Raw genomic sequence first — 20532 nt, 5'->3', positions numbered from 1 at the left:
GGATGTTAAAAAAAAATCAAGCGATACTTCTTAAAACTGTTGTTTCACTGGGCCTCTTATCCTGGCTGGTTTATACCATTGATTGGTCGCAGTTAAGGCATGTACTGGAAGAAGCCAGAATTACCTGGCTTCTTCCAGCCATTCTGCTTATTTTCCTGTCCATGTATGTAAGTACGGTCAAATGGCAGATTTTATTGCGGGCCCAAGGTTTTAAAACAATTTTTAAGGATTTATGGATGTTTTACTGGATAGGCATTTTTGCGAATAACTTTTTGCCATCAAGTATCGGAGGGGACAGTATCCGCATAATTCTTACCGGAAAAAGGCTGGGGGATATGGCGGGAGCCGCTGCATCTATTACAGTGGAACGCATACTTGCCACCTTTGGTTTGGCAGTCACCGGAGTCCTGGCAAGTTCGTTTGCAAGGCAGATGAGTTTACAGGTCAACGGTTTGTTTATTATTTTAATTATAGTCTCTTCAGGGTTAACTATGCTAATTGCTCTGGCCAGTCCGCCCGGCTTTCTCCTAAAGAAAAAGGGGCGTTGCGCACGGTTTCTAGTTGGATTGTGCCAGCATGGAGGTTCACTCAAAGAGCATTGGAGAAAGGTTTTTTTAGTGGGGGCACTTTCGGTTCTGTTCCAGTTAACGGTGGTGGGAGTAAATTACACGATTTTTAGGGCTTTAAATATCACGGAGCTTAGTTTTATAGAGGTGATCTATATAATTCCGGCCATCTCCGCCTTATCCATGATTCCCTTGGGTATCAACGGGTATGGGGTACGGGAGGGGGCTTATGTTTTTCTGCTTTCGACCTATGGAGTCGACAAAGGGCCAGCCTTTGCGGCTTCTCTTATCTTTGCGTTTTTAGTCAGCTTTTGCAGTTTATATGGTGGTTGGTTCTGGTTAATTCATCGAAGGAAGGACAGGGAATGCAGTGTTGGAGAAAACTGCTGAAGTGCTCGTTCGTGAACATATGAAAGATGGTTTCAATTGTTGCCAGTCTGTTCTATACGCCGCCAGTCAGGTTTTTAACATCAAACTCAATGAAGATACGTACGGAGCGGCGGCATTATTCACTCGCGGAATGGGCAGCGGCTGTACTTGCGGAAGTCTAGTCGGTATGGTCATGTTTTCCGGTATTATATCGGAAAAGTATAATCTGAACCAAGGGGAGGCAATAGCGCAGAGGCTGCACACGGAGTTTTCACGGGTCTTTGGGTCAACCTGCTGCCGTGTTTTGCGCAAGAAACATGGTTTTTGGCGAAATATCGGCAATACGGGGTGTATAGAACTAACAATACAGTCAGTAAGTATCCTTATCAAGGTATGGGAGGAACAGGAGTGTGCCAATTTTCCCACGAATATCGGTAGTTATTCCAACTTTGAACGAGGAACAGAAGATTGCTGATCTCCTGGAAAAGCTGCAATATCTATCAGAGCTTGAAGTTATAGTCGTAGATGGTGGGAGTAAGGATAACACGCGACAAATATGCAGCAGATATCCGGTTCGACTAATTTCGGCTCAACGCGGAAGAGGAACACAGTTAAACGCCGGTGCCGATGTTAGCCGAGGCGAGGCGCTGATTTTTTTGCATGCCGATACAGATTTTGAAAGCAGAATTTTCGCAGATATTGAAGCCGCTCTTGATGCCGGTGCTACATGGGGCTGCTGTACAATGGCTTTTGATTATGATGACACGTTTTACAGAATGTTGGCTTTTTTTTCTAACCTTCGCAGCCGCTTTTTTTCCAGCTGCTATGGCGATCAGGTTATCTACTGCAGAAAGGAAACCTTTCAGAGAGCGGGAAGATTTCCTCCCATACCTATCATGGAGGATATGGAGTTCTCCAAAAGGATGCGCCGGTTTGGCGAAGCCTTTGTTATTGAGGGTAAAGTCGTAACGAGCAGCAGACGTTTTCGCAACCGCGGATTGTTCCGAACCATCTGTAAAATGCAGATGCTGAAATTACTTTATAAACTTGGGGTAAATCCTGAATTACTCGTCTTAAGGTATAGGGAGAAGTCATGAAAAAAGTGATTGCCGTCATGAGCAAAATACCACATCCCGGCTATACTAAAACTCGTCTTCAACGTGTAATCACCGACGAGGAAAGTGCCGCTTTCCACCAAGCCAGTCTTAGAGATATTCTGAATACCGTAAACAGCACAGGACTACCCGGTTACGTTTATTGGTACTCTTCATTAGCCGATTTGCAGTCGCCAAATCTGGCTATTTGGGATGACTATCATTTTCAGGAACGATTGCAGCAAGGGAATTGTTTAGGAGAAAGAATGCAAAACATTGCAGAGGAGGGCTTGTCACACTATCAGTCCATTTTAATCATCGGCTCAGATATTCCCGAAATCAGCAGGGCAGTTCTGGAAGAGGCCTTTGACAGGCTTAGGGAAGTTGATGTTGTCTTAGGACCCGCCCAAGACGGTGGTTATTATCTAATAGGCTTAAAGAAAAATTGTCGCGATCTTTTTTGTGGTATACCCTGGAGCACATCTGAAGTGCTGAAAAGGACTCTGCAGGCTGTAAGAGATAAGGGGCTTACCTATTCGCTACTGGAAAGCTTGCAGGACATTGATACATGGGAAGACATGCTGGCTTACTATCGGCGGGGCTTAGCGGGAAAAGAAACATATAAGGGATTGCAGTCGTACAGGATTGCAGAATTGTTAGTGCAAAAATATAGCTTAGATTTTAGTTTGGCCGAAGGGAGTTGAATTATGGACAGGAGATATAAAAACTGGACTATTAAAATAGGTGTTTTAGCGTTGATTGTCGGCAGTTACTATTTTGTACAGCCGGTTCATTCCGCGGTAAACAAGGCGATCTTTATCTTATCTATGGTTAATATACCAGCAGCAAAGGAGTACATTCTGTCGTTCGGCATATGGGCACCGATTGTATCCTTTTTTCTGATGGTCTTTCAATCATTAATTGCACCCCTTCCGGCTTTCGTGATAACCTTTGCCAATGCCGGATTATTCGGCTGGATTAAAGGAGCAATATTGTCATGGAGCAGCGCTATGGCAGGAGCGGCTCTATGCTTTGCCATTGCCCGCATCTATGGCCGGACGGTTGCAGAAAAACTAACCACCCGTTCTGTACTCAAGCAGGTTGATGTTTTCTTTGAAAAGTATGGGAAATGGGCAGTATTAGTAGCCCGTTTGCTGCCTTTTGTCTCTTTTGATATAGTCAGCTATGCAGCTGGCTTAACCTCAATGGGCTTCTGGGAATTCTTTTGGGCCACGGGCCTAGGCCAGCTCCCGGCCACAATTATTTATTCCTATGTGGGAGGAATGTTGGTGGGTAGTGTAAGAACATTTGTCTTCGGACTTCTGATACTGTTTTCATTAAGTATAGTCATATTTGTCTTACGGCAAATGTGGGAGAAAAAGCATAGTAACTAAAAGGGTGTGACACACCGTGGAATCTTATTACAAATCAGCGGATTTAATACCGAATTGCTTGCAATCTGTTAAAGGTATCAAACCGTTTAAGGAAAAACTTAAGGAAGTAAATTTATATCCCCTAAGGAGCAGCAATTCTATCAATACGCTTCAGGTCAATGTAGGCAAGGTATGCAACCTGTCCTGCAAGCATTGTCATGCCGAGGCAGGGCCTCATCGCCGGGAATCTATGAGTCAGCAGACTATGTCTTTTTGTCTTCAAGCCCTGGCTGATAATCATATTCCCAACCTGGATATAACTGGGGGAGCCCCTGAATTAAACTCCCACTTATCCTGGTTTTTAAATGAGGCAGTTAAAATAGGCAGCCATGTCATGATTCGGACAAATCTTACTGTACTGGCTTTAGCTGAATATGCCCCTCTGCTGCAGTTGTTCGCCAGTAAAGGTGTTGAGATAATATCCTCCTTACCTTGTTACAAAGAAGAGAATACTGAGAGACAGAGGGGAAAGGGAGTTTTTCAAACCTCTATTCAGGTTCTTCAGCGATTAAATAATTTAGGCTATGGAAACGAGAACAGTCAGTTAAAGCTTAATCTGGTTTATAATCCGGGTGGCGCTTTTTTACCACCGCCCCAACACATGATTGAAGTGGATTTTCGCAGAGAGCTTTTGAACCGTTACGGAGTTCGTTTCAATAATTTACACACTCTTACGAATGTTCCGGTTGGACGTTTTCTGACTTTTCTTACTGAGAGCCAGAACCTGGAAAGGTATATGTCACATTTGGCCGGTGCTTTTAACCTATCGGCTGTATCGAAAGTCATGTGCCGGGAATTGATTTCTGTGGGATGGGACGGTCAACTTTATGACTGCGATTTTAACCAGATGCTGGGGCTGAATTGTCAACCAAGATTTGTTCAGGATTTTAATCTTGCTACCCTTCAGGACCGTAAAATTATGCTTAATAATCATTGCTATGCTTGTACTGCGGGAGTTGGTTCAAGTTGTGGTGGCGCTTTGGCTTAAATCGAGGTACTATATAAATTGGAAACTTTGGGCATCATCCCATAATATTCATGCATTGCGGCCCGGTTCGATATAAGGTGGATGCCAGAGAGCAAGCTGAAAAAGACCTTTTGAGCACTATATTATCCCACGCTTTACGCCTTTTAGAAAACCGAGAATAAAAGATTTTTGATTCTTTTAATTGGCATCAATATGTTTATAACCAGCTAATTTTGCAGAGTTGTGAGCTGCACATTATCCATATAATAGCAATTTAAACACTCACATTGGAGGATAGCGAGAATGAAATATACCTGCACCCTAATTGCAGTTAGAGACATGGAAAAAGCAAAGCAGTTTTATTACGACGTTCTAGGATTAGAAGTCGTTGCTGATTTTGGGGCAAATGTTACCTTGACAGGAGGCATTGTCTTGCAGACTGTAGATTCCTGGCAAGGCTTTATTCATAAGCCGTATGAAGAAATTATTTTCGGCAATAATGCCTGTGAGTTGTATTTTGAAGAAGATGACATCGACGCCTTCGCTGCCAAATTAAACAGGATCAATAATATCGAATATGTTCATCCGCTCTTAGAGCATTCGTGGGGTCAGCACGTCATTCGTTTTTATGATCCGGATAAGCACATCATTGAAGTCGGAGAAAACATCATGATGGTAATGAAGAGATTTATAGACACCGGACTGTCGATTGAAGAAACAGCCGCTCGTATGGATGTGCCGGTTGATTATATTAAAACACTTTTGTAAAAGTAAAATAAGGCCGGGATTCCCAATCACTGCCGCCGGGCCATTTTAGGGATGCCGAAACCGTGACCTGGAATAATAAAGAGTGTCGAATCGAATGTTTAAGGGGTATAACGATGGATTATCAAAAACCGGTTATCGAACTGATCAAGACCAGGAGATCCTGCAGGACCTATAACGGAATGGAGATTCATTTCAATGCCTGCAAACATTAAGCTGCTTTCCGTTTGTACGCGCGCATCGCAAACAGATATGCGACGATCAGTACGCTTAAGCACCACGCGAGTGCAACCCAAATATCATTTCCGACAGGTTGCCCCGACAGGAGCGCGCGGATGGCGTCCACTATCGAAGTCACCGGCTGGTTTTCGGCAAAGGCGCGAACGACTGACGGCATCGATTCGGTCGGTACAAACGCCGAACTGATAAATGGGAGGAAGATAAGCGGGTAGGAAAAGGCGCCTGCACCGTCCACCGATTTTGCGGACAGTCCGGCAATCGCCGCGATCCAGGTCAAGGCCAGCGTAAACAGCGCGAGTATACCAGCCACGGCAAGCCATGACAATACGCCTGCCGACGAGCGGAAGCCCATTATGAGCGCTACGAGAATGATGACAACAACCGAAATCACATTGGATACCAGTGAGGTCAGCACATGCCCCCACAGTGCGGCCGAACGCGCAATCGGCATGGAGTGGAACCGTTCAAAGATGCCTCTTTGCATATCCATAAACAGACGGTAAGACGTATAGGCGATGCCGCTTGCAATTGCAATCAGCAGGATGCCGGGCAGCAGGTAATTCACATAGTTATCCGTGCCGGTTTGAATCGCGCCGCCCAACACATAGACGAACAGCAGCATCATCGCGATCGGAGTGACGGTGACCGTGATAATGGTATCCATGCTGCGGAAAATATGACGCATGGAACGTCCGAGCATAACGCTCATATCGCTGAAAAAGTGTTTCCTGATTGTTTCCATTTACTTCTCCTCCTTTTTACCGCTCTTTGCCATCCGTGGCACCGCGGTATTAGTCCATCCGTGGACGTTTGCCGATGATGGCCAGGAATATCTCCTCCAATGTCAGCTGTTTTTCCACATACTCCACCTTGGCGGGCGGGAACAACTTTTTCAGCTCCGCGAGTGTGCCGCCCGCGATAATCCTGCCCTCATGCAGAATGGCAATTTGATCGGCAAGCTGTTCAGCTTCATCCAGATGCTGCGTGGTCAGGAATACCGTCGTGCCGCTGTTAGCAAGTTCTTTGACAACCTTCCAAACCTCAATGCGCGCCTCGGGATCGAGCCCGGTGGTCGGTTCGTCGAGAAAAATAAGCTGCGGTTTTCCGATCAGGCTCATGGCGATATCGAGCCTGCGGCGCATACCGCCCGAATAAGTGGATACCCTGCGGTCGGCGGCCTCGGTCAGGCCGAAGCGGTTCAGTAAATCATCCGCGACCTGACGCGGGTTGTCGAGGTGCCGGAGCTTGGCGATCATAATAAGGTTTTCCCGCCCGGTCAAAATCTCGTCCACGGCGGAAAACTGCCCAGTCAGGCTGATCGATTGCCGTACATAGTCGGGCTTTGCCGCAACGTCGAAGCCGTTGACGGTGGCAGTTCCGCTATCCTGTTTGAGCAGCGTGGTGAGGATTTTGACAATCGTTGTCTTGCCCGCGCCGTTGGAGCCGAGCAGAGCGAAAATACTGCCCTTTTCCACCTCAAAATTCACGCCTTTTAGGACATGAAGCTTATGGTAAGACTTTTGCAGTCCTTTCACTTGGATTGCGATGTCTTTCATTTAGAATCTTTCTCCCTTCCGAATTTGTTCATAATGTCACGGTTTAATTTTTGACGAAAGTTATCGGTCCACACTTTCGTGTCGCGCAAAAGCTCGTCGCAGAACCCGACAACATCTTCGCCCGTCACGTCGAGAACGTGCTTGCCGTCCGCTGCGCTGGCCTCAAACAACTCTATCAATTCGTACTGAGTTTTCAACATGTCAGAGCCGTCTCCTCCCGCAAAATTCCACATGTATCCCTGGATTTTTTTAAATACGAACCGATAGTCTTCAGGCAGCGCTTCTACTCTTGCCATTTGCTCCCTATACTCTTTTTTGTCCCCGATCATCTTTTTGATAAGCTCCAGCATCGTTATTGTCCCTCCTTGTTAAACCTTGCCATAACCTCTTTGTTTAGTTTTTCTCGCAGTGTTTCAGTATTGGCACCCGACGCGCGCATAAACTCATCACAAAACTTGCCGACGTCACTGCCTATGACATCAAGAACCTGTCTGCCCTCTGCAGCGCTTGCTTCGAATAAATCCACTAAGTCCGTAAACATCGTCAAGTCCGTAAATATCGTCATGTCACCGCCAGGGGGGCCAACGGTAAACATATAATGTTGAATTTTGCGAAATGCAAACCGATAATCTTTCGGCAGGGCGTCAACCCTTTTCATCATTTGTTTATAGGCCCGTTTTTCTTCCATGTCGCCTATTATCAGTTTTTTAAAAGAATCAAGCATTGTTACTGCTCCTCCTTTAATTGGTTGATTTTCGACGCGACAAATTCCCATTTTTCCCAGAACCTCTGCAGTTCCTCGCGTCCCGCGTCGTTGAGCGCGAAAAACTTTCGCGGCGGCCCCATGTCGGAGGGCTTTTTGGTGATCTCTACCAGCTTGCTTTTTTCAAGCCGGATCAGGATAGTGTACACCGTTCCCTCCACAACATCTGGAAAGCCGAGGGCGTTCAGCCGCCGTGTGATTTCGTAGCCGTAGGTTTCTTTGCGGCTTATAATTTCAAGGACGCAGCCCTCAAGCACGCCTTTGAGCATTTCTGTTAGGTTTTCCAGTACAATCGCCCCCTTGCTATTCTGTATGACTGGTATGGAGTGTTACTTAATACTGCTATATAGTAAAACATAGTAGACACTTTGTCAATAGCGTTTGCTCTGATAATAAATTTCATCTATAACGGATGCTAAGCGCAAGCAGATGACCTTCCGCTAAGGGGAAACCAGATGGGTAGGACATCTTATGACCGGCGTCCGGTTTGGCAGCATAATTGTGAACGATGCCTTGCCTGTATTCACTGGTGTCCTTGTGAAGCAATAGAATATGGCACAAAAACAGTCGGACACACGAGGTATCACAACCCCACTGGCAAACAAATACAACATTTCGCTTGAAAACTTCATGGAGAAAGGCATCCCCGTGGAGTATGCGATCACCTAAGTGAAAGGATACTATTGAGGTAGCAATCGCTATGAAGGATATGATTGCAAAGATGCCGGATTGCCTCTGCTCGATGACCATGAAAGGTACCTTATTATTGAATTATTTTATCATGGCAAGAGTGAACGGACTTTGTCTCTGGAAATAGGAGTTCCGCCGATGACGATCCAGGACCGCAAGTGCAATTTATTGCTTAAACCCTTGCTATTGTCAAAATTGATATTTATATTGGTGTAAAAGACTATCAGTATCGCGATATTCAGAAATTCTTAAGATTATAATAAGTAAAAAGCTATAAAATGGATTATTGCTTTGCGGTATAATAATTATGGGGTCATATACTTAAAAGAAAGAAGATGACGCTCTTGGCTGCAAATATTTTAATAGTTGATGATGAACAGGCTATTGCCGATTTGGTAGAAGTTTATCTGAAAAACGAAAATTATAATGTCTTTAAATTTTATGACGGCAAGGATGCTCTTAACTGCATTGAAAATGAAAGATTGGATCTCGCCATTTTGGATGTCATGCTTCCTGATGTAGATGGTTTTTCTATCTGTCAGCAAATCCGGGAAAAGCATAACTTTCCGGTTATCATGCTGACAGCCAAAGAAGAAGAAATCGATAAGATTACCGGGCTGACCTTAGGTGCGGACGACTATATCACCAAGCCGTTCCGTCCCTTGGAGCTTATTGCCCGTGTCAAGGCGCAGCTCCGGAGATTTACCAAATATAATTCTTCAGAGCGAAATCAGGAAGAACACTTGATTGCTTTTTCCGGCTTGGTATTGGACATGGACACCCATGAATGTACGTTGAATGAAAAAAAGCTAGCTCTCACTCCTACTGAATTCTCCATTCTTTGGGTCCTTTGTTCCAACCGCGGACGGGTAGTCAGTTCGGAAGAATTGTTCCAAGAGGTATGGGGAGACAAGTATTTCAGCAACAGTAATAATACGGTAATGGTTCATATCAGGCATATAAGGGAAAAAATGCAAGACAGCGCGGAGCATCCTAAATATATCAAAACGGTATGGGGGGTTGGCTATAAAATTGAAGAGTAAGAGAGCTAAAAGAAAGAATGATTATATAAAATTAAAAAGGAAAGTATTTTTGCAAATAAGTCTGATCACAGTTGCCGCAGCTGTGACTGTTTTTCTGTTGCGGCAAATCCTGCGTGGACAGTTCGGAGATCTTATCGTTAAATTTTTAATGAACGCTTTTCATTTTAATAATTCGGACGCCCTGACAATCTATCAGTTGGTGATTCGCAACAATATGGATATGATTCTTATTGTTGTAAGCCTGATTTTTTTAGTTATCCTTTTTCGATTTTTTGTTTCTTGGTTCACAAAATATTTTGATGAAATCAGCGCCGGAATGGATAAACTTACTGAGGAATCAGATTCTGAAATTACATTATCGCCAGAATTGGATTTTATGGAAAATAAGCTAAATCAGATAAAAAACAACTTAAAAAAACAAAACAAGGCTGCTCTTGATGCCGAGCAGCGCAAAAATGATTTGGTAGTTTACCTGGCTCATGATATCAAGACACCTCTGACCTCCGTTATAGGATACTTAAGTCTTTTGGATGAAGCTCCTGATATGCCTCCTGAGCAGAAGGCAAAATATGTCGGTATTACCTTGGAAAAAGCTTATCGTTTAGAGCAGCTTATCGATGAGTTTTTTGAGATTACAAGATTTAATCTTCAAACGATTGTTTTGAATAAAGAGAAAATCAATTTACAATTCATGCTCCAGCAAATGGCGGATGAATTCTATCCCATGCTGACTCCGCGAGGAAAGCAGGTGTCCGTCAATGTGCCCGACGGACTCACCCTGTGGGGAGATGCAGACAAACTGGCCCGGGTATTCAATAACATTTTGAAAAATGCGCTGGCCTATAGCTATGAAAACAGCGTCATTGACATTTCTGCTCAGCAGCAGGAAAAAAATATTGTTATAACTTTTACGAATCAAGGTAATGCAATCCCACGAGAAAAGCTGGAAACGATATTTGAGAAATTTTTTCGGCTGGACACATCCCGTTCTGCCAATACAGGCGGTGCCGGGCTTGGACTGGCTATTGCCAAAGAAATCGTCAACGCGCATGGAGGCAATATCTTCGTGCAAAGTAATACAGAAAAGACAGTCTTCACTGTCGTGCTTCCACAAAAGCAAGAAAAAGACAAGTTATCTGCTTAAGTCAGATAGCTTGTCTTTTTGTTAATTAAATAAAGATCTTAAAAATGGGTAAATTAAAAATGGGTTATACACAAAGAACATACCGGCTAATGCGCTGGCCATATAAAAACATGCCTCTTCACGAAGGAGCAAGGGAATTTTTTCGATATTGGGACTTTGGACAGAAACCTTCTTCTGTAATTTTGCTAAATATTCTTGCAGCAGCCTGAAAATTACCCATCCGATTAACGCTCCGAGAGTATTCATCAGTAAATCATCAATATCCGTTACTCTTCTATTGAACAATTGGCTCAATTCTATAATAAGAGAGAATGTAATACCGAATAATGCTGTTTTCCATAACACTTCATACTTTTTCCAAATACACGGAAGCATAAATCCAAGAGGTATAAAAAGTAATATATTTTCTATGTATGGGCGAACACCCTCTGTAAGCCAACGAAATGGAATCAGATTAATCTCATCCGGTTGAATATTCAACCCCTTTGGTGTTATTATACCAAAGCTGTTATGAACAATATCCCTTAAAATGGTATAAATTCCAGTAAAATCTAGAACACCAGTAAGGTAGTACACAAAGATATATACGATTACAATATGTTCAATTGACAGTTTATAGCCAATCTTTTTGCTTTGAGAGGTCAGTAGTATATGGTATGGAATCAAGAATGGCAAAGTACTAATAAACCATGTAATCGACACTATAATAAACATTAAAATCGTAATGATCACTAAATTTACCTCCGTTGTAATTAACTTGTTTATTCTAGGATATTTAAAAAAGAAATGTCTTAATAAAACCTTAAGATAGGGTGATTTTCTCCTTAATAAAGTTTTATTCCTATTTTTACAACTATCAGGATGCAGTAGTGTCGCAAAGAACATGTATGTCACAGTGAAACTCCAGATACCGTTATAAGAAAATCTTAAGAAATTCATAAGCTGGAATTCCAACATAGCTCCTTGTTCTGTGGTTGAATAATATCAGCACAGAATAAGGAGCTGTTTTAGAGTATGGTACGAAAAATAAAAAAGAAAAAGTCAGGAATACGCATATTTGTAACTTTTTTGTTGACGGTTGTCATTGCTGCTTTAGCTTACAAATCCATCATTACTCCAGGAAACCACCAAATATTTGAGAAAGAATATGACGATAAAGCCTCGTCATATTCTTCTTTAAAGGTAACCCCCGATTCTTCTGACGATAGAACAACACCGGTTCCTTCGTCAAAGATAGAACCAGATCTCTCAGCTTCTATATCTTTCGACAAGCTGAACAGTCCTAATGCGATTTTGATCCGGTTAAAAGATCATACCATCATGATGCAAAAAAACAGCGAAGAAAAAATCTATCCTGCTTCTTTGACTAAGATGATGACAGCCATTGTGGCGATAGAAAATTTACCTGACCTGAAGGAAGAAATTAAACTTACCAATTCTACGTTTCAGGGACTGTACGAAGCAGATGCATCAATGGCAGGTTTCCAACCGGGTGAGCAGGTCAGGGCAATCGATCTGTTATACGGAGTAATGCTACCGAGTGGCGCGGAGTGCTGTATTGGACTTGCTGATCAGGTTGCGGGATCAGAGCAGAATTTTGTAAAAATAATGAATCAAAAGGCGGCAGGTCTTGGTATGGACAATACCCATTTTGAAAATGCGATCGGACTTCACAATGAAAACCACTACACAACAGTCAAGGATCTGGCTATTCTTCTAAGCTATGCTTTGCAAAATGATACTTTCCGGGAGATTTTTACTTCATCCCGTCATTCCACACAACCTACGAATAAGCACCCTGGCGGGATAACCTTTTACAATACCATGTTTGAGGACTTCAACAATCAAAGCATTATCGGTGGGGAAATTTTAGGAGGGAAAACTGGATATACCGATGAGGCCGGTCTATGTCTCGCGAGTCTCGCCAAAGTGGGTAAACAAGAATATGTTCTGATTTCAGCTGGTGCAAAAGGAGATCACCTTTCGGAACAGTATAATATTACCGATGCATTAGCTGTATACAACAGTATAAGAAAATAATAAGTTCTTCATAAGAATTTATTTAGATTTTGCACTGCCGCATCCACAGGCTTTTTTCTGAAATACATCCTGCCGCCAAGGCCATACTAGGTTTAACGGCATCTCTTTTGTACACTCAAGGCACGTTGAGTGTTGCGTTTTGATAGAGAAAAAATAGCCTTATTTCAAGCGGTTCCAGCTATTGCAAATAGAACATGCGTTTGGTATGATGGCTATAAAGAAATCAATCTATCAACTGACAACAAATTGTAGGCAGTTGAAAATGACTGCCGAGGACCGTAAAAGCAGAGAAACGGATGTGGCTGATACCGAACAACTTTTGCGCATTAGGCTCCGACAGGCACATTCGTTCCTTTAACTTGAGGATATCTTCCTTCTTTCTGCGGAGAACTTATTTTTGTGGATACTTTTTCACTATTCTTTAAAAATTTTATTATTTTTAGCCACGCTAACTTCGTATTTTCAAAATCGTTATGATGATCTTCCACATGCGTATGATAAAATTCAAGCTCATTCAAAATAATTTTAAATTGGTCATTTGCAAAATAATCACAAATTTTTGGGATAACATTTTCTAAGTTCTTTTTTATTTTCGCGATTTCTGTTTGGTAATTGCTTCTTTGCGTGATATAAAGCAGGAGTGGCTTGTACCTGATCCAGCCGATGGAAGCTCTTAAAAACCTCTCCGTATTTACTCCCGAGTCAGCTCTCATCGCTTTTAATTTATTAGGAAGCACACCGAGAAGCAAATGTTGATAGGTAGAGAAGCCATCATGGAAGGTATAGCAAGGAACTTTTCTTATTGTACATTCACAAATACAGGTGCTTAAGAAAGTGTCTTCTCCTCTTGCTCCCGGCGGGTTATAAAAGGGAAATAATTTATCAAGATTTTTAAGATTAAAGCCCAGGTTAGCACCCGAAATGAATTTCATGCCGTTTTTCTCTTTAACAACTTCAGTAATTTTGCTATTGACAACATCAATGTCAGCATACGTAACGCCGCCATTATCCATTTTTTCTTTAATTGAATCCCAATTAATAATATCGTTGCTAAGTGATTCAATAAAAATCCTAAAATCGTCTTCCGAAAGTTTGCCGTTGAAATCCAATTGGGGGATGGGAGAAATGTAACCGCAATGATGCCCATGAGTCATGTCCGCATGGATAATATTCTTAATATGCGTTGATAGAACCTCTTGGCCTTTCCAAGCAAGGCTATTGTTAATTTTTATATTAGCTATAGGGTATTCGTCATCATCAAAGAAAATAAGATAGTCCATTTTATTTTTTAAGGCAAAATACAGAACTGCATTTCTTTTCATAGCATAGCCATCGCCAAATATAAGCTCAGCCTCTTTTAAATCAATAACCTTCTTTTCAATAAGAAATTGAGCCTCGTTTGTTATGGCAGCATCGCCTAGGTAATAGGCCGAGTCTACCGTATCCAGGATTTCTTCGTCCGTAATTTTGTAATCATTCACGATGGTGTCTTTATACGTCAAATCGTAAGCGACAAACAGGTGGAGCGCAATTCTTGTATTATCGACGAGTCCGGATTCGTTCCAGTTGTTCACATAGGTTTTTACCACATTTTTAAAATTTTTGCGTCCCGTTGCAAAGCCGACACCCACATTTATTTTCTTTTCCTCAATATATATACGACCTCGCCCGCTTCCCATTTGATCAGATTCGGAGTTGTATCCATAATCGAATCATATTGTTCTCTGTTCCCGTAGATGGCGTCCGGATCTAAAAGCTGATACCTTTGATACTTTCCCGTTCTGTCTTCCTGTGTAGCCCAACCAAAATGCTTTATTCGAAATACAATTTCAACGCTTGGCAAAGAGAATGTGTTTACTGGAAATCTCCCGCAATGCTGAGGGATTTCATTCCATTTATAATTAAAATCAGGCTGGTATCTCATTAAAAATGGCCGATAAATACTATGGGCATTCCAATATTTGTCCTCGCGATAGTGGGTTTCATTCCACATATCATATAGCCTGAAACAATATAAATCGTAATCTTGATTTTTAATCAGGTTTTGGGCGTGATCCCAAAAACTGTCTTCCAACATCTCATCAGCATCAAGGTTTAAAATCCAGTCCGGATTTGTTTTTATCGTTTCATGCCATTGTTTTTTCCTGAGCTCAGCCTCGTGGGTAAACATTGGCTCTTCATTTTGGATGATATGCAGAGGTATATCCTTCAATATTTCTCGGCACAAATTAATTGTATGGTCTGAGCTTCCATCATCAATAATAACTGCTTCATCAATGTACCCGCTTAAACTACTGAGGACCTGCTTTAGATAGCGTCTTTCTTCATTTTTCACAACCATCGAAAGCGTGATTTTATTTCCATCTTTTTTAGATTGTCTTACAAAGGCAAGGTCTGCGTCGCTACTTTTTACATAAGACGCTACCCCGGCTAAGTCCTGTTCCCTGTAAATATGGTACGCGGGATAATGGGTATCAACAAATAGGTCAATACCAAGCACCGCTGCCCGTATGCAGAAAAACCTGTCTTCGCCATGGATGGTTAAGTTCTTGATTGGTTCAAAGCTAATACCCGCCGCCAAGGCAGCGCTGCTGATCAAGGTGCACGCGCCTAACCCGCCTACTTCATACACGCCGGGAAGTCTGAGTTGGTTTAAAAACCTGCTTTGTCGTATCTGCATCTCTTCTTCACTCAGTTTTTCACCCAATTCCTTGGGCACCAAGTCATATTCGTCAAACAACCAAACATTGGGTTCCAAAGGCCTATCCTTATGCCACCGGCTCCAGAAGATTTCAGAGATAATATCCTTATCCGTGTTTTTTAGCTGTTCAATCAGACCGGGGTGTAAAACCAAATCGGAGTCCACCAAAAATAGATAATCGTAATTATTTTCAATTGCGTAATTAATAATGCTGTTCTTGTAATTTGCCACCTTCAACATTAAGCCGTCATCCCAATAATGGGATTCATCGTCGCACAGATAGTTCCCTTGTTTTTCACCACAAATGGTGACAACCAATGATGCCTCTCTTGCAAAATCAGCCAGCAGCTTGCTGGAATTTTCATCCTCATTGTCATCGATAAACATATAATCCAATATAATTGTATTCCTGGTAAGCTTTTTCAGGGACGCCAAAAATGCCTCCAGTATTTTCGGCTTTTGATATACCGGACTGCCAACCAATACTCTTTTTTTATTCAATGATGCTAACTCCTGACTTTTCTATTGATGCTTTTTAGGTTTCTTTTCCGGGACTGTTTCCGGTGTGATTGTGGGTTGCAGAGGGGCTTTCTCAAGTATTTTCTTCTTTTTCTTCAACTTTTTTGGATTCTTGTCTCCCATTTCGTATCATCTCCTTACTTATTTAGAAATAAAAGTAATTCATGGATAATATTTACTGGTTAAGGTTATAAAAAAAAGCCACTTTAAATAAAAAGTGACTTCTCGCAGTCTTATCAAATTTTATTATTAGCACTCTTCGACTCCGAGTGCTAATATTTAGTGTAGCATCAAGTAAGCATAATGTCAAATAGCATGTCAAATGCAGGCAAATGAGTAAAATGATTTTTATGACAGATGTGTCAAAATCAGCCTAACACACGAGCCATTCTCACTTGTTCGCTCGTCTTTTCAGTTGGTTCCAAGTAGTCGTTTTGAGGGGGAGCATCGAATAATGAATCATGTCCAAATAGAGCAGCAGCGAAAGTGGCAAGTATTCCATACACGATATTAGTACCAACATAGGATAGATTGCTTGCCGCATCTTTAGGTTTGACACGATTTTTAGGAACAACATTTGGAATGGCCGTAGCGATTGCGCCGATGGCAGTCCCGGCTACTATTCCTTTAACCAGAAGCTTATCGCGACCGCTTTGGGTTAAACGCTTAATAATATAATTAGCTCCAAGGATGCTGACGGCAGAGTTCATAATTAAGCCAAGAGCTTGTCCTTTTGAGCTTTTTGCTTGACCCTTGGATAAAAACATCCCTGCCGCAGCTTCCCGATATGATCGTTTAGATATCCGTATTCGCCTGGATATTCCATCAGCAAGAGTCATTCCTGCCAAACCAATAACGCCTGAAACAATTGCAAGTGTTTCCCTATCTTTTATTTTATACAAAGTAATCATCCTCCTTTATTAGATATTTTATGATATTTTATGATTAAACAAAATAAATTACACTGGAAAGTAATTCATTTATTGTCCGTTGTAGATTGATACATACAATATACTTTTAGTTGACTTTGTTAGCATTTATAATGATGAAAAGTAGAGGGCGACAGCAATTTCACAGTGAAGCGGTGAAAAGAGTCTGCTCAAATCCGGTTAAGGTTGAGATTTCGCCAGTTTCGTCAATATCATAATTATTTATAGGTAGAATACTTTTGTAAGTCAGGCTAAAAATAATTGAAAAGTACCAACAAAAAAAGAGCGTTCTGGCGTTCGATTCCAGACACAGCTATTTTTGCGCATAGCAAAAAAACATTGATCCAACACATATATTTTATTTTTTGTGCTAAGTTAAGTAGCTTTTTTAAGTAAAGGCTACTTAAAATTTTATACGGCCAGGCCTGTCCCAAATTCGAAGGCGCATTCGAATTCGTCAGCGCTGACGATTATGGGAAAAGTTAAAATGGTATAATAGCAATGTGTCAAAAAATGACTGGGAGGATTTCCATGAGTGCATGTTTATGGCCTGGAAAAAATCAAATGATGCAACTGTATCATGACAACGAGTGGTGTGTACCAAGCCATGATGATTCGTATATATTTGAAATGCTTACATTAGAAGGTGCTCAATCAGGATTATCATGGAATATCGTACTTTCCAAAAGAGAAAACTATAAAAAAGCTTTCCACAATTTTGATATTGCTTATTGTTCAAAGTTAAGCGATGAAGAATTAGAAAACATCAGAGAGCAATACAATGTTATTAAAAATCTATCAAAACTTAAAGCTGTAAGAAGCAATGCCTTAGCAGTCACCAACATACAATTAGAATTTAGAAGTTTTTCAAACTTCTTATGGCGCTACGTTGATTTTAATCCGGTGATAAACAATTGGGAATCCGATGGACATATTCCTGCTCAGACTACTCTATCGGAACAAATCAGTAAAGATTTAAAAAAACGAAACTTTAAATTCGTCGGCCCGGTGACCGTCTACTCATTCATGCAAGCAATCGGCATGGTGGATGACCATATAAGAACGTGCCCTAACCATTCGGCAAACAGATAAACCATAAGTTTTTATAGAAAGAAGAGGAGGAAAATAAAAGATACAATGTCTCAACAGGGGCGTTGGCCGACAAATGGGGAAACTGTATCCGAACTGGAACATAAACTTGGCGAATGCATATGGTGGCTGATTATTTTGGCTGAACGCATGAATATTGATATCAGCGAAGCATTGGAGAAATTCCTATCCAAAACTGAAAAACATTTAAGTGATTGAGTTAATTAGCATATGGAAGAGGGAATCTAATAAAAATAGTCCAAATCATCACTTACTGATACAGACTATTCTGCTGATATGTGTGATAATTATGATGGAATTGTATTTCAGAATTAAACGAATAAGCGGAATGCTGCTTATCAGTGGGCCAAAAGATAAAGTGAATGATGAGGTTATTAACACATGGCTAAATTTAAGAATCAAATTGCCCTGGTCAAAGCATTGTTGTCAAACCCGCAGATCATTAGGGTAAAACCTTCGATTAATTGGTTCCTGGCTAAATATATGGGAAAGTTCAATTTGTTGAATATAGGCGGGCAGCTGATCATTCATTCGCATCTGCCTTCGGTAAACAGCAAAGCCTTTACCCGCTTCATCAATGAGCATCTGCTGGCAAGGACGGAGGGACCCTCCCACGCTCAAATCGGCTTGACTAATGTCTGCCCACAGAATTGCCGATATTGTTATAACAAGAATAGAAGCGGGGAGCTGCTAAGTACCGCTGAAATCAAGCAGCTCATCCAGGAACTGAAGAAAATGGGCGTTTTTTGGCTGGGCTTTACCGGTGGGGAACCGCTTATGAACAAAGATATCGTTGAGATTGTAAAAAGTGTCGGAAATGATTGTGCCATAAAGCTGTTTACCACAGGCATGAGCATTACGGAGCAACTGGCAGCGGAGCTTAAGCAAGCAGGCCTTTTGTATGTCTCAATCAGCCTGGACCATTGGGAAAAAGAAGAACATGACCGGATCAGGGGTTGCGTTGGGGCTTATCAAAAGGCGCTCGAGGCGATAGATATATTTAAAAATATAGGTGTCCATGTCAGTGTATCAGCGGTCATATCCAGAGAGATGCTCCAGAAAAATCAGGTGCAGGAATTTCTTAAGTTCCTGATCAGCCTTGATATCCATGAAGCCTGGCTGAGTGAAACCAAGCCGACGGCAGAGGCCTTCTGGAACAAAGCTGCAGTCATCACCGAAGAGGAACGCTTAAGCCTGGTCAGCTTGCAGGACAAATACAATAAAGAGGGAAAAATAACGGTTAATTATCTTGGACATTTTGAGGGGGGAGAGCACTTCGGCTGTAATGCAGGCCACAAAATGGTCTATATTGATGCATTTGGGGAGGTAAGCCCCTGTGTGTTTACGCCCATGACCTTTGGTAATGTACGGAATAAGCCGGTGCAAGCCGTTTTTTCAGAGATGAAAGCGCATTTTCCGTCGGAAAGCTGCTGTTTTATGAACAAAAACTATGAATTGCTGAAAAAATATTATCAGGGAAAGTCTCCTTTAAGCAAAGAGGATACCTTGGAGATGATGAAGGAAGCCCGGTTTAGCCCGCTGTCCAAGTTCTCACGATTGTACCAGATGCGATAAAGTGATAGGAACAGTTGCATAGATGCAATAAATAGCGAGCAATAAATAGTGAACAATGAATAGCGAGCAATATAAGATGGGGGTATAGGTGTGAGATTGTATAAACTGTTCAGTCTTGCCGCAGCAGTAATATTTGCCGTTGTAGGATTCATTTTTCTATTTTTCCCCGACTCGGCCTTGATTTTTTTTAACAGGTTTTCATCTTATTTCGGATTGCCCCAGTCTCCGGTACAAGGTAGCAGCTTTTATCTGACGCTGGCTGCGGCTTACATGTATCTTGTAACGGTGCTTGCAATTCTGATGTACCGCTATCCGCAGCAAAAGATTTATCCGTTCTTGTTGGCTCATGGCAAACTGGCATCTTCGTTTTTTTCAATTTATCTATTCCTGATGCACCAGCATTACCTAATATATCTTACCAACTTTGTGATTGACGGTTGCATAGGTATTGCAGCCTTAATCCTCATGGAAATGAAAAAAACAGGGGTTTGATGATGCTTCAGAAAATTATGCGGCTCCGCATGCCTGAATTTATCAAAAAGAAAAAGCTGAATGAATTATTCCGATTGACGGCTGATGCCTTCCGATGTGAGCTGCCGGAGCTTAAGGGGCTTTCTTTTGCCGAGTGCTTGTCGGAATACGCTATATTTACCAAGGAACAGGCCGAGAGCTATTTGCAGAGCGGACGCCCTCCTGAAGAACTGAAACAGCGGTTGTATCAAAATTCTTATATTTTTGGACAAGGCTTAAGAAGAAGCCTTCATATCATAACCTGGGAAGAAGCTGTCACGGTACTTACAGTTATTTATAAGCTTATGGGCATCGATTTTCAATATGACAGGCAGGGCGAGTTTATCATTAAACAGTGCTTTTTCAGTAAATATTATTCCGGAGAAGTCTGCAAGCTTATTTCTTCACTGGATGAAGGACTGGCGGCGGGAGTTTCAGGCGGCGGCAGGCTGTGTTTTAAGCAAAGAATCACTGAAGGCGGCAGCTGCTGTAAAGGATATTTCAGCAGGGAGAGTTGA

General features: G+C 41.8%; 24 protein-coding genes. 15 read left to right on the top strand and 9 right to left on the bottom strand.

Annotated features, from left to right (window positions below; translation table 11 throughout):
- The first annotated feature begins 2 nt into the window (after positions 1-2).
- The 7 genes from NC238_09600 to NC238_09570 all read left to right on the top strand — a co-directional run bounded on the left by NC238_09600 (position 3) and on the right by NC238_09570 (position 5197).
- The gene (locus NC238_09600; GenBank protein ID MCM1566182.1) at positions 3-956 is read left to right on the top strand and encodes a flippase-like domain-containing protein; all 954 of its coding nucleotides are present in this window, start codon (positions 3-5) and stop codon (positions 954-956) included.
- Positions 937-1410, top strand: a complete 474-nt coding sequence (locus tag NC238_09595) for a C-GCAxxG-C-C family protein (protein ID MCM1566181.1) — start codon at positions 937-939, stop codon at positions 1408-1410. The genes NC238_09600 and NC238_09595 overlap by 20 nt, the downstream gene beginning before the upstream one ends.
- Positions 1346-2032 carry a TIGR04283 family arsenosugar biosynthesis glycosyltransferase gene (locus tag NC238_09590; protein MCM1566180.1) on the top strand — a complete coding sequence of 229 codons (687 nt, stop codon included), beginning with the start codon at positions 1346-1348 and terminating at the stop codon, positions 2030-2032. Before NC238_09595 ends, NC238_09590 begins: the two co-directional genes overlap by 65 nt.
- Positions 2029-2733, top strand: a complete 705-nt coding sequence (locus NC238_09585) for a TIGR04282 family arsenosugar biosynthesis glycosyltransferase (GenBank protein MCM1566179.1) — start codon at positions 2029-2031, stop codon at positions 2731-2733. The genes NC238_09590 and NC238_09585 overlap by 4 nt, the downstream gene beginning before the upstream one ends.
- Before the next feature lie 3 nt (positions 2734-2736).
- The gene (locus tag NC238_09580; protein MCM1566178.1) at positions 2737-3423 is read left to right on the top strand and encodes a TVP38/TMEM64 family protein; all 687 of its coding nucleotides are present in this window, start codon (positions 2737-2739) and stop codon (positions 3421-3423) included.
- A 16-nt stretch (positions 3424-3439) separates the two neighbouring features.
- Positions 3440-4450 (top strand): arsenosugar biosynthesis radical SAM protein ArsS, encoded by a 1011-nt coding sequence (arsS, locus tag NC238_09575; protein ID MCM1566177.1) that lies wholly within the window; start codon positions 3440-3442, stop codon positions 4448-4450.
- Between the two features lie 282 nt (positions 4451-4732).
- On the top strand, positions 4733-5197 hold the full coding sequence (locus NC238_09570; protein MCM1566176.1) for a VOC family protein: 465 nt from the start codon (positions 4733-4735) through the stop codon (positions 5195-5197).
- A gap of 208 nt (positions 5198-5405) precedes the next feature.
- Here the strand turns inward: NC238_09570 and NC238_09565 are convergent, their stop codons facing one another.
- The 5 genes from NC238_09565 to NC238_09545 are packed head-to-tail and all read right to left on the bottom strand — an operon-like array spanning position 5406 to position 8040.
- A complete protein-coding gene (locus NC238_09565; protein MCM1566175.1) occupies positions 5406-6176 on the bottom strand; it encodes an ABC transporter permease in 771 nt (256 codons plus the stop codon).
- A gap of 49 nt (positions 6177-6225) precedes the next feature.
- Positions 6226-6990 (bottom strand): ATP-binding cassette domain-containing protein, encoded by a 765-nt coding sequence (locus NC238_09560; protein ID MCM1566174.1) that lies wholly within the window; start codon positions 6988-6990, stop codon positions 6226-6228.
- The gene (locus tag NC238_09555) at positions 6987-7340 is read right to left on the bottom strand and encodes a DUF1048 domain-containing protein (GenBank protein ID MCM1566173.1); all 354 of its coding nucleotides are present in this window, start codon (positions 7338-7340) and stop codon (positions 6987-6989) included. The genes NC238_09560 and NC238_09555 overlap by 4 nt, the downstream gene beginning before the upstream one ends.
- 2 nt (positions 7341-7342) lie before the next feature.
- Positions 7343-7714 carry a DUF1048 domain-containing protein gene (locus NC238_09550; GenBank protein MCM1566172.1) on the bottom strand — a complete coding sequence of 124 codons (372 nt, stop codon included), beginning with the start codon at positions 7712-7714 and terminating at the stop codon, positions 7343-7345.
- A gap of 2 nt (positions 7715-7716) precedes the next feature.
- A complete protein-coding gene (locus tag NC238_09545) occupies positions 7717-8040 on the bottom strand; it encodes a PadR family transcriptional regulator (GenBank protein MCM1566171.1) in 324 nt (107 codons plus the stop codon).
- Positions 8041-8787: 747 nt separating this feature from the next.
- Between NC238_09545 and vanR the strand changes: the two genes are divergently transcribed.
- Both vanR and NC238_09535 read left to right on the top strand, forming a co-directional pair.
- Entirely contained in the window at positions 8788-9486 is a 699-nt protein-coding gene (gene vanR / locus NC238_09540; protein MCM1566170.1) for a VanR-ABDEGLN family response regulator transcription factor, read from the top strand.
- The gene (locus NC238_09535; protein MCM1566169.1) at positions 9476-10630 is read left to right on the top strand and encodes a HAMP domain-containing histidine kinase; all 1155 of its coding nucleotides are present in this window, start codon (positions 9476-9478) and stop codon (positions 10628-10630) included. The genes vanR and NC238_09535 overlap by 11 nt, the downstream gene beginning before the upstream one ends.
- 21 nt (positions 10631-10651) lie before the next feature.
- Here NC238_09535 and NC238_09530 read toward each other — a convergent pair whose 3' ends face one another.
- The gene (locus NC238_09530) at positions 10652-11362 is read right to left on the bottom strand and encodes a VanZ family protein (GenBank protein MCM1566168.1); all 711 of its coding nucleotides are present in this window, start codon (positions 11360-11362) and stop codon (positions 10652-10654) included.
- Between the two features lie 282 nt (positions 11363-11644).
- Here NC238_09530 and NC238_09525 point away from each other — a divergent pair, with 282 nt between their 5' ends.
- On the top strand, positions 11645-12670 hold the full coding sequence (locus NC238_09525; protein ID MCM1566167.1) for a D-alanyl-D-alanine carboxypeptidase: 1026 nt from the start codon (positions 11645-11647) through the stop codon (positions 12668-12670).
- A gap of 326 nt (positions 12671-12996) precedes the next feature.
- Here NC238_09525 and NC238_09520 read toward each other — a convergent pair whose 3' ends face one another.
- The 3 genes from NC238_09520 to NC238_09510 all read right to left on the bottom strand — a co-directional run bounded on the left by NC238_09520 (position 12997) and on the right by NC238_09510 (position 16792).
- Positions 12997-14301 (bottom strand): hypothetical protein, encoded by a 1305-nt coding sequence (locus tag NC238_09520; GenBank protein MCM1566166.1) that lies wholly within the window; start codon positions 14299-14301, stop codon positions 12997-12999.
- Between the two features lie 2 nt (positions 14302-14303).
- On the bottom strand, positions 14304-15872 hold the full coding sequence (locus NC238_09515; protein ID MCM1566165.1) for a glycosyltransferase: 1569 nt from the start codon (positions 15870-15872) through the stop codon (positions 14304-14306).
- Between the two features lie 386 nt (positions 15873-16258).
- Complete coding sequence (locus NC238_09510; protein MCM1566164.1) at positions 16259-16792, bottom strand: hypothetical protein; 534 nt, start codon at positions 16790-16792, stop codon at positions 16259-16261.
- A gap of 558 nt (positions 16793-17350) precedes the next feature.
- Between NC238_09510 and NC238_09505 the strand changes: the two genes are divergently transcribed.
- The 5 genes from NC238_09505 (at position 17351) to NC238_09485 (ending at position 20532) form a co-directional block, all read left to right on the top strand.
- The gene (locus NC238_09505; GenBank protein MCM1566163.1) at positions 17351-17911 is read left to right on the top strand and encodes a DNA-3-methyladenine glycosylase I; all 561 of its coding nucleotides are present in this window, start codon (positions 17351-17353) and stop codon (positions 17909-17911) included.
- Between the two features lie 45 nt (positions 17912-17956).
- Positions 17957-18127, top strand: a complete 171-nt coding sequence (locus NC238_09500; GenBank protein MCM1566162.1) for a MazG-like protein — start codon at positions 17957-17959, stop codon at positions 18125-18127.
- A 183-nt stretch (positions 18128-18310) separates the two neighbouring features.
- A complete protein-coding gene (locus NC238_09495; protein MCM1566161.1) occupies positions 18311-19504 on the top strand; it encodes a radical SAM protein in 1194 nt (397 codons plus the stop codon).
- Positions 19505-19594: 90 nt separating this feature from the next.
- Positions 19595-19996 carry a hypothetical protein gene (locus tag NC238_09490; GenBank protein MCM1566160.1) on the top strand — a complete coding sequence of 134 codons (402 nt, stop codon included), beginning with the start codon at positions 19595-19597 and terminating at the stop codon, positions 19994-19996.
- On the top strand, positions 19996-20532 hold the full coding sequence (locus tag NC238_09485; protein MCM1566159.1) for an L-2-amino-thiazoline-4-carboxylic acid hydrolase: 537 nt from the start codon (positions 19996-19998) through the stop codon (positions 20530-20532). Before NC238_09490 ends, NC238_09485 begins: the two co-directional genes overlap by 1 nt.

The organism is Dehalobacter sp., from assembly GCA_023667845.1.
In the GTDB taxonomy this organism is placed as follows: Bacteria; Bacillota; Desulfitobacteriia; order Desulfitobacteriales; family Syntrophobotulaceae; genus Dehalobacter.
The sequence above is the reverse complement of the archived record's forward strand: the minus strand, read 5'-3'. Positions and strand labels throughout refer to the sequence as shown.

Bases quoted from the DNA above. Each gene is read 5' to 3' on its own strand.
- NC238_09600 (MCM1566182.1), top strand. From the start codon at position 3: ATGTTAAAAAAAAATCAAGCGATACTTCTTAAAACTGTTGTTTCACTG.
- NC238_09585 (MCM1566179.1), top strand. From the start codon at position 2,029: ATGAAAAAAGTGATTGCCGTCATGAGCAAAATACCACATCCCGGCTAT.
- NC238_09580 (MCM1566178.1), top strand. From the start codon at position 2,737: ATGGACAGGAGATATAAAAACTGGACTATTAAAATAGGTGTTTTAGCG.
- NC238_09570 (MCM1566176.1), top strand. From the start codon at position 4,733: ATGAAATATACCTGCACCCTAATTGCAGTTAGAGACATGGAAAAAGCA.
- NC238_09565 (MCM1566175.1), bottom strand. From the start codon at position 6,176: ATGGAAACAATCAGGAAACACTTTTTCAGCGATATGAGCGTTATGCTC.
- NC238_09560 (MCM1566174.1), bottom strand. From the start codon at position 6,990: ATGAAAGACATCGCAATCCAAGTGAAAGGACTGCAAAAGTCTTACCAT.
- NC238_09555 (MCM1566173.1), bottom strand. From the start codon at position 7,340: ATGCTGGAGCTTATCAAAAAGATGATCGGGGACAAAAAAGAGTATAGG.
- NC238_09550 (MCM1566172.1), bottom strand. From the start codon at position 7,714: ATGCTTGATTCTTTTAAAAAACTGATAATAGGCGACATGGAAGAAAAA.
- NC238_09525 (MCM1566167.1), top strand. From the start codon at position 11,645: ATGGTACGAAAAATAAAAAAGAAAAAGTCAGGAATACGCATATTTGTA.
- NC238_09505 (MCM1566163.1), top strand. From the start codon at position 17,351: ATGAGTGCATGTTTATGGCCTGGAAAAAATCAAATGATGCAACTGTAT.
- NC238_09500 (MCM1566162.1), top strand. From the start codon at position 17,957: ATGTCTCAACAGGGGCGTTGGCCGACAAATGGGGAAACTGTATCCGAA.
- NC238_09495 (MCM1566161.1), top strand. From the start codon at position 18,311: ATGGCTAAATTTAAGAATCAAATTGCCCTGGTCAAAGCATTGTTGTCA.
- NC238_09485 (MCM1566159.1), top strand. From the start codon at position 19,996: ATGATGCTTCAGAAAATTATGCGGCTCCGCATGCCTGAATTTATCAAA.